This window comes from Shinella zoogloeoides, assembly GCF_022682305.1.
Taxonomy (GTDB): domain Bacteria; phylum Pseudomonadota; class Alphaproteobacteria; order Rhizobiales; family Rhizobiaceae; genus Shinella; species Shinella zoogloeoides_B.
On sequence record NZ_CP093529.1, the window covers coordinates 96225 to 108531 of the forward strand.

The window sequence follows — 12307 nt, forward strand, 5'->3', positions numbered from 1 at the left end:
AATCACCCGGAGCTATGCCCCGGGTGTCGCCTTGGGAGGATGTGGTTCAGGTTTCGGCTGCGCTCAGGCGGCGCGGGCCTCGACCATGGCGGCTTCGAGAATGTCGAGCGCCTCGGCAAAAACCTCGTCCTGGATGGTGATCGGCGCGAGGAAGCGGATGACGTTGCCGTGCACGCCGCAGGTGAGCAGGATCAGGCCCTTTTCGAGGGCTTTCAGGCGCACCTTGTTGGCGAAGTCGGCGCTCGGCTGCTTCGTGGCGACGTCGTTGAATTCGACGGCGTTCATGAAGCCCGGGCCGCGGATGTCGACGATCTCCGGCACCTTGTCCTGCAGCGAGGCAAGGCGCTGCTTCAGGCGCGCGCCGAGATTTTCAGCGCGGCCGCACAGGTCCTCGTCCTTGATGACGTCGAGAACGGCATGGGCCGCGGCAACGCCGATCGGGCTGCCGGCATAGGTGCCGCCGAGGCCGCCGGGGCCGGGGGCATCCATGATTTCCGCACGGCCGGTCACGGCCGCGATGGGGAAGCCGCCACCGAGGCCCTTGGCCATGGTCGTGATGTCGGCCGCGATGCCGTAATGCTCCATGGCGAACATCTTGCCGGTGCGCGCAAAGCCGGTCTGCACTTCGTCGGCGATGAGCAGGATGCCGTGCTGGTCGCAGATCTCGCGCAGCGCCTTCATGAAGCTGGCCGGAACCGGATAGAAGCCGCCTTCGCCCTGCACGGGCTCGACGATGATCGCCGCGACGCGGTTCGGGTCGACATCGGCGGCGAAGAGCTTCTTCAGCACGCCCAGCGACTGCTCAACCGTCGTGCCGTGCATCTCGACCGGGAAGGGCGCATGGAAGACGTCGGCCGGCATGGCGCCGAAACCGACCTTGTAGGGCACGACCTTGCCGGTCAGCGCCATGCCCATGAAGGTGCGGCCGTGGAAGCCGCCCGAAAAGGCGATGACGGCCTGGCGGCCGGTGGCGGCGCGGGCGATCTTCACGGCGTTCTCGACGGCTTCCGCGCCGGTCGTGACGAAGATCGTCTTCTTGGCGAAGTTGCCGGGGGTGATGGCGTTCAGGCGCTCGGCCAGCTCGACATAGTTCTCGTAAGGCACGACCTGATGGCAGGTGTGGGTGAAGCGGTCGAGCTGCTTCTTGACGGCCTCGATGACGCGCGGATGGCGGTGGCCGGTATTGACCACGGCGATGCCAGCGGCGAAATCGATATAGCGATTGCCTTCCTTGTCCCAGATCTCGGCATTCTCCGCACGGTCGGCGTAAATCTGCGTGGTCATGCCGACGCCGCGGGAAATGGCGGCGTTCTTGCGGTCTGTCAGAGGCGTGGCGGTCATGGCGCTATTCCTGGATCTGGAGGCTTCGTTTCGTCGAAATTGCATTAACTTACATTTTTTCTGCAAGTCTCAAGTGGAATTCCTACATTTTTTCTGCAAGAATGCAACGGCATTTTACAGCGCGCTCATGACGGATTTTTCAAGCCGCCACGCACGCTGCGGGAATGCTATAGAACGATACTACAGAATCAGGGATTTGGCGCGATGGGTTCCGAGGAGCCGGTGCATTACAAGGTGGCGGAAGCCGCGCGGCTTGCCGGCGTTTCGGCCTCCACGCTCAGGCTCTGGGAGGCGCAGGGCCTCGTCGTGCCCGGCCGCTCGGATACCGGCCATCGGCAATACAGCGCCGAGGACGTCACGCGGGTGAAGCGCATCGCCTGGTACCGCACCGAGCGTGGCCTCAACCCCGCCGCCATCCGTGAGGCGCTGGAAGCCGAGGAGCCGGCCACGGATACCGGCTCCTTCGAGGGCGACGCGCCGCAGGGCGTCGGGCGCAAGCTGCGCAGCCTGCGTCATGCCGCGGGCAAGACGCTGGAGCAGGTCGCCGGCGATATCGGCATCGCCACCTCCGTTCTCTCCACCTTCGAGCGCACCTCGCAGGGTGTGACCTTCCGCGTGCTGCATGACCTTGCCGACTACTACGGCACGACCGTCTCGAAGCTGTCGGGCGAGGAGGAGCAGGACAACCGTTCCATCGTCCGGGCGGGAGAATGGAAGCTGTGGCCGGAAACCTCGCCGGGCGTCACCGTGCAGGTGCTGGCGGACGGACGCAACATGATGGATTGCCACCGCTTCGTGCTCGCCCCGGGCGCATCGAGCGACGGCGCCTACCAGCACGACGGCGAGGAGTTCGTCCATGTGCTCGCTGGCCGCATCGAGATCGTGCTCGACGGCCACGAATTCCACGACCTCGGTCCCGGCGACAGCCTCTATTTCGAAAGCTGCCGGGGGCATGCCTGGCGCAACCGCCACGACAGCGAGACGGTGCTGATCTGGATCAACACGCCGCCGACCTTCTGAGCTTGACGCGGTGCCGGCCATGGGGTTTCTGGCTGCAATTCATTGAAAGAGCAGGAGAAAGCCATGGCGAAATCCATCCATTCCATGATCCGCGTGCTGGATGAGGGCAGGTCCGTGGACTTCTACGGCAAGGCGTTTGGTCTTGCGGTCGCGGAAAGGCTCGATTTCGAGACCTTCACGCTCATCTATCTCAGCAATGCGGAAAGCGAGTTCGAGCTGGAGCTGACAGTCAACAAGGGCCGCACCGAGCCCTACCAATTAGGCGACGGCTACGGTCATTTCGCGGTCTCGGTCGGCGATCTCGACGCCGAGCACGCCCGCATGAGCGAGCTTGGCCTGGCGGTTGGCAAGATCGTCGAGTTCAATCGTGACGGCGGCCTCCTTGCCCGCTTCTTCTTCGTTACGGATCCGGACGGCTACAAGATCGAGGTCCTGCAACGCCACGGCCGCTTCAGGTAGAAGGCGCGCGCCGCTTCAGCTGCTGTTCGCGGAAGAAGATGAAGAGGCCGGAGGCGACGATGAAGCCCGCGCCGACCAGCATGGCCGGGCGCGGCATGTCGCCGAAGAACATCCAGCCGAAGACGACCGCCCAGAGCAGCAGCGTGTATTGCAGCGGTACGACGGTCGCGGCATCCGCCAGCTTCAGCGAGCGGTTGACCAGCATGTGCGCGCTCATTGCCACGATGCCGAGCAGGCTGAGAAGGCCAAAGTCGACGCCGCTCACCGGCGCCCAGCCGGCGGGATCGGCAAGGCACATGACGGCGGCGAAGATGCCGGCGCCGGCGATCTGCCAGAAGACCAGCGTCGTGTCGGGCGTCGCGCGCAGCGAACGGCCGAGCACCATGGCGAGGCCGAAGGCCATGCTGCCGGCGAGCGCGATCAGGGCCGGCAGGGTGAAGGTCTCCTTCGAGGGCGAAAGCGCGATCAGCACGCCGACGAAACCGACGATGATGGCTGTCCAGCGCCGCCAGCCGACCTTTTCCCCGAGCATGACGGACGACAGCGCCGCGACATAGATCGGGGCCGCGAGCCAATAGGTCATGGCATCGGCGAGCGGCATGTAGGCGACGGCGAAGTAGAAGCCGGAGGCTTCAACGGCGAAGAGGGCCGCGCGCAGGACGTGGAGTTTCGGGCGCTCCACGTCGATCAGCCGCCGCCATCCCATGCGCCAGAAGAAGGGCGTCAGGACCACGAGCGCGGCAAAGCTGCGGATCAGCATGAGCTGGCCGACGGAATAGGTCGCGACCAGCCATTTGCCGAGCACGTCGTTCAGCGAGAACATCACCATGCCGAGCAGCATCAGCAGCACGCCGAGGCGGGCGGAGCCGGAAGCGGGCGAGGAAGCGGCGATATCGGTCATGGAGGAAACTCGGATCTGGGGATCGCAGGGCTTTGGCACATTCCACCCGGCCGATCCAGTCAGCAATTTTGATGGCTCGATCAGCCGCGCCGGGCGACGAGGATGCCGGCCAGCACGATCAGGCCGCCGACCGCCTGCATGAGGCCGATGGGCTCCGACAGCAGGATCCAGGCGAGAATGGCGGCGACGACGGGCTGGAGGAGCAGCGTCAGGGATGAAAAGGCCGTCGGCAGGTAGGCGAGGGCGTAGGTGACGAGCCCCTGGCCGCCGACATGGCTGATGAAGGCGAGCCCCAGCACCATGGCCCAGCCAAAGAGCGTGACAGGTACGATCCCGCTCTCGAAGAACAGGGCGAGCGGCAGCACCCAGATAGTGGCGGACAAGGTCGTCCAGACCATGATGCGCAGGGTGGAGAAGCGCGAGCGCACATGGCCGAGCGACAGCATGTAGCAAGCATAGAAGATCGCCGCGACGATGGCCGTCGCATCGCCCGCAAGCTGCCCGCCGCCGATGGCCGCCGGCCCGCCCTTCAGCACGATCACGCCGAGGAGCGCCAGCGCCAGCCCCGTCAGGAAGACCGGGGTGATGCGCGTGCGGAAGATGAGCCACGAGCCGAGCGTCACGAAGACGGGCGCCAGATTAGCCAGCAGCGTCGCATTGGCGACGGAGGTCATGGTGAGCGAGAGGTGCCAGGTCGCAAGATCGACGGCGAGGAATGCGCCGGGCAGCGCCAGGAAAAAGTAGTCGCGGAGGCCGGCGGGCGTCTCGTCCGCCTGTTTCGTCACGCGCGAGATCAGGAAGAACGGCATGAGCGCCAGCGCAACGCGCCAGAACGCCGTCGCCATCGGCCCCACTTCGGAAAGCCGCACGAAGATCGGCGATCCGCCGATGGCGGCGCCTCCGACGAGAAGGGCGATCAGGGCAAGGCGATTATGGCGGGAGGCGGCAAGTGACGACACGACGGCAGTCCGAATGGGGAGGGTGCCGCCGGGCTATCAGACCGGGCCGGATTGAACCAGATGGAGGGTGCTAAATTAGGCGGAATCTTTCGGGCGAAAGCAAAAGCGGCGCCCTTTCGAGCGCCGCCTTCAAATCCGGAGGATTTCTCAGGCCGCGTCCGGCCGGTGCACCGTCTTCACTTCAAGGAAGTCCTCGAGGCCGAACATGCCGCCCTCGCGGCCGTTGCCGGACTGCTTGAAGCCGCCGAAGGGGCTGCCGTAGCGGTGCGGGCCGCCATTGATGTGCACCATGCCGGCGCGAAGGCGGGCGGCGACGCGCTCGGCGCGGTCCGGATTGCCCGTCTGCACATAGGCGGCAAGGCCATAGGCGGTGTCGTTGGCGATCGCGATGGCTTCCTCTTCCGTGTCGAAGGGAATGATCGCGAGAACCGGGCCGAACACTTCTTCACGCGCGATGCGCATGTTGTTGTTGACGTCCGCGAAGATCGTCGGCTTGACGAAATAGCCGGTCTCGAAGCCATCCGGCTTGCCCGGGCCGCCGACGAGAAGCCGCGCGCCTTCGGCAACGCCCGCCTCGATCAGCGCCTGCACGCGGCCGAACTGGATGTGCGAGACGAGCGGACCGATATGGCCGCCTTCCTCTTCCGGGTTGCCGACGGTGGCTTCCTTGCCGGTGCGCTCGGCGATCTCGACCACCTTGTCATAGACCGAGCGCTCGACGAGCATGCGGGTCGGCGCGTCGCAGGACTGGCCGGAATTGTTGAAGCATTCGCGGATGGTGCCGGAAACGCGGTCCTCGAGGTCCGCATCGGCGAAGACGAGGTTCGGCGACTTGCCGCCCAGTTCCAGCGTCACGCGCTTAACCGTCTCGGCCGCATCCTTGCTGACGGCGATGCCGGCGCGGGTGGAACCGGTGAAGGACATCATGTCGACGTCCTTGTGCTTGGAAAGCGCCGCGCCGCATTCGATGCCGTCGCCGTTGACGAGGTTGAACGTGCCCGCCGGGAAGCCGGCCTCATGCACCATCTCGGCATAGAGCATGGCGTTGAGCGGCGTGAATTCGGAGGGCTTCAGCACGCAGGTCGAGCCCGTCGCCAGCGCCGGAACCACCTTCAGCGCGATCTGGTTGATCGGCCAGTTCCAGGGCGTGATGAGGCCGCATACGCCGATGGGCTCGCGGCGCACGACGTCGCCGTTCGGCAGCACTTCGCGGCTCTTGAGGCGCTTCAGCGCATCGATGAAGCCCTGGAGGTGGCCGACGCCGACATCCGCCTGCTGCTCGGTGCTCATGCTGATCGGCGCGCCGAGTTCGAGCGTGATGGTGCGGGCCATCTCGTCATAGCGACGCTTGTAGATCTCCAGCAGCTTTTCGAGCAGAGCGAGGCGCTCGTCCACGCTGGTCTGGCTGTAGGTCGCAAAAGCCTTCTTGGCGGCGGCGACGGCGCGGTCGATATCGGCGGCGGTGCCCATGGTGATGACCGCGACCGGCTTTTCCGTCGCCGGGTTGATGACCTGGAGGTCATTGGGCTTCAGCGGATCGACCCACTGGCCGTCGATGTAGAATTTGCGCTTGTCGAGCATGCTTTTCTCCCGTCACTTCTGTTTTTCGTCGAGCCAGCCCCTTATGAGCTGGCGATAGCGTTCCCCGCCGAAGCTTGGAAAATGGCCGCCATGCACCAGCCGCATCGGCAGGGTCAGGAGCCGTTCCATCGAGGCGATATAGTCCGTCAGGTCGGAATGGTAGGTGTCCTCGATCAGCGGGCCATCGTAGACGATGTCGCCCGAGAAGAGAATTTCGGTTGCCTTCTCGTAGAGTGCAATACCCCCTGGGGAGTGGCCCGGCGTGTGGATGACCTCGAACTGGCGGTCGCCGAGATCGATCATGTCGCCATCCTCGAGGATGCGCGTCGCGGGCGCCTTCTTCACGGCGTAGCATTTCGAGCAATAGGGCTCGGGCGGCAGCGCGTCGAAGATCTCGTCGGTGACGTAAGGGTCGGCCAGCGTGTTCTCCCGCGTCGGATTGGCGAGAAGGTCGGCCTCGGCCGAATGCACCGCGCGGCACTCGAATTCGTGGTGGCAGCCGATATGGTCGAAATGCGTATGGCTCGCCACCGCGATCAGGTCGCGTTCCGTGACGAGCGGCACCCATTGCCTGAGCGAGACGACGCCCATGCCGCTATCGACCAGCATGTCGCGGTCGCGCCCGCGGATGTGCCAGACGTTGCAGCGATAGAATTCCTGGATGTAGGGTTCGCAGATATAGGTCACGTCGTCATCGAGGCGACGAACGCTGTACCAATCCTCCGGCCGGATGCGCCGCATCGATCCTAAACTCCCGCCCCGTCCTGAAGCACGACGATGCTATCCGCCTTCAGCCGAAGGTCAAGCTCGGCGCCGACTTCCGGCGTTTCGGTCTGCGGCAGATGGGCGGTAAGCGTCGCGCCGTTGGCCGCGACATGGCAGCGATGATGCGTGCCGAAGAAGGCGCTGCCGGTGATGCGGCCGTGGCCGAGCGAGAGGGTGGGCACATCGGCATTTGCCGAGCGGAAATGCTCCGGGCGAATGCAGAGCGTCACATCGCTTCCGGCAATGGGGAGGCCGGAAACGAAGGTGGAGGCCGGCAGGACAGCGCGGCCAAGCGGGGTCTCCAGTTCGGCTTCGCCGGCGGCGGTGCGCACGACCTTCGCCGGCAGGAAATTGGCCTCGCCCATGAAGCCGGCGGAAAACAGCGAGCGCGGGCGCATGTAGATCGAGGCCGGCGTGCCGACATCCTCGATGTGGCCCTTGTTCATCACGACGATGCGGTCGGCGATCGCCATCGCCTCCTCCTGGTCGTGGGTGACATGCACGAAGGTCGTGCCGACGCGCTTCTGGATCGCCTTCAATTCGTCCTGCATCTGCCGGCGCAGCTTCAGGTCCAGCGCGCCGAGCGGCTCGTCGAGCAGCAGCACGTCTGGATCGACCGCCAGAGCGCGGGCCAGCGCCACGCGCTGGCGCTGGCCACCCGAAAGCTCATGCGGCTTCTTGGCGGATGATGCCCTCAGGCCGACGAGATCGAGATAGGAGAAGGCCTTTTCGTAGCGCTCCGCCTTACCCATGCCGCGCATGCGAAGGCCGAAGCCGACATTGTCGCGCAGGCACATATGCGGGAAGAGCGCATAGTCCTGGAACATGGTGGTGGTCGGCCGCTTGGCGGGCGAGACATATGTCATGTCGCGCCCGCCGATGGCGATCGTGCCGGACGTCGGCTCGATGAAGCCGCCGAGGATGGAGAGCAGCGTGGTCTTGCCGCAGCCCGACGGGCCGAGCAGCACGATGAACTCGCCGGCCGCGATATCGAGCGAGACATCGTCGAGCGCCCGGAACGCGCCGAAGTCCTTGGTGGCGTTCTTGATGGAAACGTCGGCGGTCATGAGGATTTCCCGGTTTTTCTGAAGACCGTCAGTTCCATGAGGATGAGGAACACGACGGAGATGAGGAAGACGACGCTGCCGATGGCGTTGGTCTTGGGGTCGAGGCCGGAGCGCAGCATGCTCCAGATCTCGACCGGCAGCGTCACGTCGAAGCGCGACAGCAGGAAGGCGACGATGAACTCGTCCCAGCTGAAGGTGACGGAGAGGAAGAAGGCGGCAAGGATCGACGGCAGCAGCATGGGCGCGGTGACGAGCAGCATGACCTGCCAGTCCTTCGCCCCGAGGTCGCGCGCCGCCCGCTCGATGTTCACCTGATGCCCGCCCATCGAGGCGTAGATGATGGCGAAGCAGAGCGGCAGGTTGATCACCACATGGCCGATGCCGACCGTCACGAGCGAAAGCCGCATGCCCGTCACGTTCAGCATGGAGAGGAGGCCGAGGCCGATGATCAGCGTGCTGACCGTCATCGGCGCGACGATGAGGCCGCGCAGAAGCGCGGAGGCCGGCAGCGTGTAGCGCGCGAAGGCATAGGCGGCGAGGAAGCCGAGGATGCAGGCGACGGCCGAGGAAATTACCGCCACCAGCAGCGAATTGCCGAGCGCGGCCATCAGCTTGCCATCGGAGAAGACCGCTTCGTACCAGCGCAGCGTCAGCCCGTTCAGCGGTGGCACGGGCAAGGTGCCGTCCTGGAAGGAGAAGAGCACCAGCACCACGACGGGCAGGAAGATGAAGAGATAGATGAGGCCGGCATAGAGCGCGGCGAGCGCAGTGGAAAGGTGTCGCATGGATCAGGTCCTTTCCATCTTCAGCCAGCGCGCGCAGGCGATGTAGGCGAGCGTGACGACTACCATCAGCACCAGCGAGAGCGCTGCCGCCATCGGGAAGTCCGCTCGCCGCCCGAGCTGCAGCATGATGACCTGCGGCAGCACCAACTCGTTGTTGCCGCCGAGGATCTGCGGCGTGATGTAGTCGCCGATGCACAGCACGAAGGTCAGGAACGCGCCGACCATGATGCCCGGCAGCGTCAGCGGCAGTACGACATGCCAGAAGGTCTGGAAGGCGTTCGCCCCGAGGTCCGCCGCCGCGCGGCGGTAGTTCGGCGAAAGCTGGATGAGGTTGGCGTAGATCGTCAGCGTCAGCAGCATGACGAAGAAATGCACGAAGCCGATCACGGTGCCGGTGCGGTTTGCCGAAAGCTCCAGCGGTTCGGTGATGATGCCGATTGAGAGCAGCGCCTGGTTGACGACACCGCCCTTGGAGAGCACCAGCAGCCAGGAATAGGAGCGCACCACATAGGAGGTCCAGAAGGGCAGGATCGCCATGACGAGGGCGAAGCGCTGCCATTTCTTCGGCACCCGCTCGGCGATGATCCAGGCGAGCGGATAGGCGAGCAGCACGGAGATGACGGTGACGGTCGCCGTGATCTCCAGCGAGACCACCAGCCCCTTGAAGAAATGCGCCTTCGCGAAGAAGGCGACGTAATTGTCGAGCGTCCAGATCGCGACGATCTCGCGCCCCTGCCGCGTCCAGAAGCTGATCGCCACCATGTAGGCGAAGGGCACGAGGAAGAACAGCGCTGTCCAGAGCAGCCCCGGCAGGGCAAAAGCCCATGCCTTGCGGCGCTCCGCGCGTTCGAGGGCTGTTGCGGTCATGGGCGGGTCTCCGTTTGCGCTTTACGCCAGCGCCTGCCCCTCATCCGGCCTGCCGGCCACCTTCTCCCCGCAAGCGGGGAGAAGATGATATGCCGTGCCGTTTTTCTCAACCCTCCAACGATGCGTGGGGCAAGTCCCCTCTCCCCGCTTGCGGGGAGAGGGTTAGGGTGAGGGGCAGCCTTGTGAGCAATATGTGTGCGTGGTGCCCTTACTGCTGCAGCATTTCCGTCCAGATATCCTGCATCGCCGCGTCCATGTCGGCATCCGCCACCGGATAGAGCTGCGAATTCTTCAGGTATTCCGGCTGCTTGTCCCAGCGTAACGCCGTCTTCTGCTGGTCGGTGAGGTGCTCGCCGGCCTTGGCGTTCGCCGGCATGGCCCAGTAGCACGAGGATGTCGCAAGCCGCGCCTGTCCCTCGGGGCTGACGATATACTGCACGAATTTCAGCGCCAGATCCTGCTTCTCGGAATTCTTGAACACGCCGATCGACTGTGCCCAGCGCAGCGCGCCCTGCTTGGGGATCGTCCAGTCGAGATTCGGCTTTTCCGCCGAAAGCCCGGCCGTCAGCCACTCGCCGCCGCCGGCGACGATATCCACCTCGCCGGTCGCCAGCGCCGTCTGCGAAGCGACGACGTCGCTCACCTGGCGGGAGACCTTCTTCATCTCGAAGAGCTTTTCCTTGATGGCCGGCAGGTCGTCCTGCGTGAGGTCGGCGGTCTTCTTGCCGATGGCGACGCCCGTCAGGCCGACCATCGGAAGGTAGTAGTCATAGAGCGCGATACGGCCCTTGTACTTGTCAGACCACATGACCGAGAGGTCTTCCATGTCGGCCGGATCGACCTTCGTCTTGTCGTAGGAAAGCGTGTTGTAGCCGAACTTCTCCGTGACGGCGTAGACCTTGCCGTCGCGGGTGGTCGTCTCGTCCATGCGGACCTCGGGGAAGAGGTCGCCGAGCGGCAGCTTGTCAGCCGGCATTTCGCCGAGGATGTCCATGTCGATGGCGCGCGGCACGTCGACCGCGTCGATGACCAGCACGTCCCAGTCGCCGGGACGGGACTGCTCGATGATCGAGATCGCCGCACCCGTGCCCTCGTATTCCTTGAGGTTCACCTTGACGTTGTTGGCCTTCTCGAACGGCTCGACCAGCGCCGGGTCGGTGTGGTCGCACCAGACGAGGGCGTTCAGCTCGTCCTGCGCCATCGCGGCAGGCGAAAGGGCAATGGTGGCTGCGGTGGCAAGAAGCATGTGGCGGGCGAAGCCGCCGGAAACGGTTTTCGTCATCGTCTTTCCCTCTGGCTGAAGGCGCTTGGCCTTGCTGGTGGCGCTCGTTGCGGCGCCTTGAGAAAAAGATTGAACGAGTTCATTTTTTAAGTCAATCTCATTTTTGAAGAGATTCAGTGGAGGTTCCCATGGCCGGATTGCGGGCGAAACAGAAGGCGGACAAGACGCGCCGCATCCTCGATGCCGCGGCCACCCTGTTCCGCGAGCAGGGCTATGACAGCGCCCGTATCGAGGACATCGCGGAGATGGCGGAGGTCTCCGTCGGCACACTCTACAACTATTACCAGAACAAAGGCGATATCCTTGTCGCCACCGTCGCGATGGAGGTGACGGAGGTGCTGGAGGGCGGCGCGCGGATCGTGGCAAGTCCCCCGCTCAATGTCGCCGAGGCCCTGCAGACGCTGATTGAACAATATTACGACCATTCCCTCGTCTATCTCTCGAAGGAGATGTGGCGCACGGCGATGGCGATCTCCATCCAGCAGCCCGAAACCCCGCTTTCCCGCCGCTATACCGAGCTGGACGGCCAGCTTTGCGCCCAGGTCGTGCGGCTCGTCGAAACATTGCAGGCACGCGGCGTCGTCCATGCGGGGGTGGACGCCAAGGCCATGGGCGAGGTCTTCTTCAACAACCTCAACATGATGTTCATCGAGTTCTGCAAGGTGGACGCCATGTCGCTCGAGGAATTGAAGGCGCGCGTCGAGGCCCAGCATGCGCCCATCGCCGCCCTCATCAGCACCGTCAAGATCGTATGACTTCGGAAAACGCATGACCGACACGCAAGCCGCCGTCCTCTCCGCCGCCGATGCCCTGGTCGCCGCCTTCGCCAGGCACGACCGCGACGCCTATTTCGCTGCCTTCGCGCCGCAGGCGACCTTCCTCTTCTACAATCTCGACCGCCCGCTGGACGGCCGCGCCGCCTATGAGGCCGAATGGGCGCTCTGGGAGGAACGCGACGGCTTCCGCATCCACGCCTGCCGCTCGGCGGACCGCCGCGTCCAGCTCCTCGGCGACGTCGCCATCTTCACCCACGCCGTCGAGACCGAGCTTTCGATGGGTGGCGAGAGGCTGACCAACAACGAGCGTGAAACCATCGTCTTCGCCCGCGACCCCGCCGGCCGCTGGCTCGCCGTGCACGAGCATCTTTCGGCGGCGGCCTGACCTTGAGCATTTCCGGTGAACCGGAATTCACCGGATAATGCTCAAGATTTTTGTTTTTATCGCATTACCCGACGCCGAAGCGGTCCCGCTTCGGCTGCAAATGCTTGTCTTATGATTTT

General features: G+C 64.5%; 13 protein-coding genes. 4 read left to right on the forward strand and 9 right to left on the reverse strand.

Annotated features, from left to right (window positions below; genetic code table 11):
• Window positions 1–63: 63 nt before the first annotated feature.
• On the reverse strand, window positions 64–1341 hold the full coding sequence (locus MOE34_RS21895; protein ID WP_242224721.1) for a 4-aminobutyrate--2-oxoglutarate transaminase: 1278 nt from the start codon (window positions 1339–1341) through the stop codon (window positions 64–66).
• Window positions 1342–1545: 204 nt separating this feature from the next.
• Here MOE34_RS21895 and MOE34_RS21900 point away from each other — a divergent pair, with 204 nt between their 5' ends.
• Together MOE34_RS21900 and MOE34_RS21905 are read left to right on the forward strand one after the other, a co-directional pair.
• Window positions 1546–2361 (forward strand): MerR family transcriptional regulator, encoded by an 816-nt coding sequence (locus MOE34_RS21900; protein WP_242224723.1) that lies wholly within the window; start codon window positions 1546–1548, stop codon window positions 2359–2361.
• Window positions 2362–2424: 63 nt separating this feature from the next.
• Entirely contained in the window at window positions 2425–2820 is a 396-nt protein-coding gene (locus tag MOE34_RS21905) for a VOC family protein (protein ID WP_242224724.1), read from the forward strand.
• Here MOE34_RS21905 and MOE34_RS21910 read toward each other — a convergent pair.
• The 8 genes from MOE34_RS21910 to MOE34_RS21950 all read right to left on the reverse strand — a co-directional run bounded on the left by MOE34_RS21910 (window position 2813) and on the right by MOE34_RS21950 (window position 11027).
• The gene (locus MOE34_RS21910; protein WP_242224726.1) at window positions 2813–3721 is read right to left on the reverse strand and encodes a DMT family transporter; all 909 of its coding nucleotides are present in this window, start codon (window positions 3719–3721) and stop codon (window positions 2813–2815) included. The genes MOE34_RS21905 and MOE34_RS21910 overlap by 8 nt on opposite strands.
• A gap of 80 nt (window positions 3722–3801) precedes the next feature.
• A complete protein-coding gene (locus MOE34_RS21915) occupies window positions 3802–4680 on the reverse strand; it encodes a DMT family transporter (protein WP_242224728.1) in 879 nt (292 codons plus the stop codon).
• Between the two features lie 147 nt (window positions 4681–4827).
• Window positions 4828–6261 (reverse strand): aldehyde dehydrogenase family protein, encoded by a 1434-nt coding sequence (locus MOE34_RS21920; protein ID WP_242224730.1) that lies wholly within the window; start codon window positions 6259–6261, stop codon window positions 4828–4830.
• A 12-nt stretch (window positions 6262–6273) separates the two neighbouring features.
• Complete coding sequence (locus MOE34_RS21925; RefSeq protein ID WP_242224733.1) at window positions 6274–7002, reverse strand: MBL fold metallo-hydrolase; 729 nt, start codon at window positions 7000–7002, stop codon at window positions 6274–6276.
• 5 nt (window positions 7003–7007) lie between these two features.
• On the reverse strand, window positions 7008–8093 hold the full coding sequence (locus tag MOE34_RS25530) for an ABC transporter ATP-binding protein (protein ID WP_347342768.1): 1086 nt from the start codon (window positions 8091–8093) through the stop codon (window positions 7008–7010).
• Window positions 8090–8878: an ABC transporter permease gene (locus MOE34_RS21940; protein ID WP_242224735.1), complete on the reverse strand. Its 789-nt coding sequence runs from the start codon at window positions 8876–8878 to the stop codon at window positions 8090–8092. Before MOE34_RS21940 ends, MOE34_RS25530 begins: the two co-directional genes overlap by 4 nt.
• Before the next feature lie 3 nt (window positions 8879–8881).
• Complete coding sequence (locus MOE34_RS21945) at window positions 8882–9745, reverse strand: ABC transporter permease (RefSeq protein WP_242224736.1); 864 nt, start codon at window positions 9743–9745, stop codon at window positions 8882–8884.
• 208 nt (window positions 9746–9953) lie between these two features.
• On the reverse strand, window positions 9954–11027 hold the full coding sequence (locus MOE34_RS21950; RefSeq protein WP_242224737.1) for an ABC transporter substrate-binding protein: 1074 nt from the start codon (window positions 11025–11027) through the stop codon (window positions 9954–9956).
• A 128-nt stretch (window positions 11028–11155) separates the two neighbouring features.
• Between MOE34_RS21950 and MOE34_RS21955 the strand changes: the two genes are divergently transcribed.
• Both MOE34_RS21955 and MOE34_RS21960 read left to right on the forward strand, forming a co-directional pair.
• Window positions 11156–11782 (forward strand): TetR/AcrR family transcriptional regulator, encoded by a 627-nt coding sequence (locus MOE34_RS21955; RefSeq protein WP_242224738.1) that lies wholly within the window; start codon window positions 11156–11158, stop codon window positions 11780–11782.
• 13 nt (window positions 11783–11795) lie between these two features.
• Complete coding sequence (locus tag MOE34_RS21960; RefSeq protein ID WP_242224739.1) at window positions 11796–12188, forward strand: YybH family protein; 393 nt, start codon at window positions 11796–11798, stop codon at window positions 12186–12188.
• The last annotated feature ends 119 nt before the right edge of the window (window positions 12189–12307 follow it).

Coding starts and splice junctions, on each gene's coding strand:
- MOE34_RS21895 (WP_242224721.1), bottom strand. CDS start 1,341: ATGACCGCCACGCCTCTGACAGACCGCAAGAACGCCGCCATTTCCCGC.
- MOE34_RS21900 (WP_242224723.1), top strand. CDS start 1,546: ATGGGTTCCGAGGAGCCGGTGCATTACAAGGTGGCGGAAGCCGCGCGG.
- MOE34_RS21905 (WP_242224724.1), top strand. CDS start 2,425: ATGGCGAAATCCATCCATTCCATGATCCGCGTGCTGGATGAGGGCAGG.
- MOE34_RS21910 (WP_242224726.1), bottom strand. CDS start 3,721: ATGACCGATATCGCCGCTTCCTCGCCCGCTTCCGGCTCCGCCCGCCTC.
- MOE34_RS21920 (WP_242224730.1), bottom strand. CDS start 6,261: ATGCTCGACAAGCGCAAATTCTACATCGACGGCCAGTGGGTCGATCCG.
- MOE34_RS21925 (WP_242224733.1), bottom strand. CDS start 7,002: ATGCGGCGCATCCGGCCGGAGGATTGGTACAGCGTTCGTCGCCTCGAT.
- MOE34_RS25530 (WP_347342768.1), bottom strand. CDS start 8,093: ATGACCGCCGACGTTTCCATCAAGAACGCCACCAAGGACTTCGGCGCG.
- MOE34_RS21940 (WP_242224735.1), bottom strand. CDS start 8,878: ATGCGACACCTTTCCACTGCGCTCGCCGCGCTCTATGCCGGCCTCATC.
- MOE34_RS21945 (WP_242224736.1), bottom strand. CDS start 9,745: ATGACCGCAACAGCCCTCGAACGCGCGGAGCGCCGCAAGGCATGGGCT.
- MOE34_RS21950 (WP_242224737.1), bottom strand. CDS start 11,027: ATGACGAAAACCGTTTCCGGCGGCTTCGCCCGCCACATGCTTCTTGCC.
- MOE34_RS21955 (WP_242224738.1), top strand. CDS start 11,156: ATGGCCGGATTGCGGGCGAAACAGAAGGCGGACAAGACGCGCCGCATC.
- MOE34_RS21960 (WP_242224739.1), top strand. CDS start 11,796: ATGACCGACACGCAAGCCGCCGTCCTCTCCGCCGCCGATGCCCTGGTC.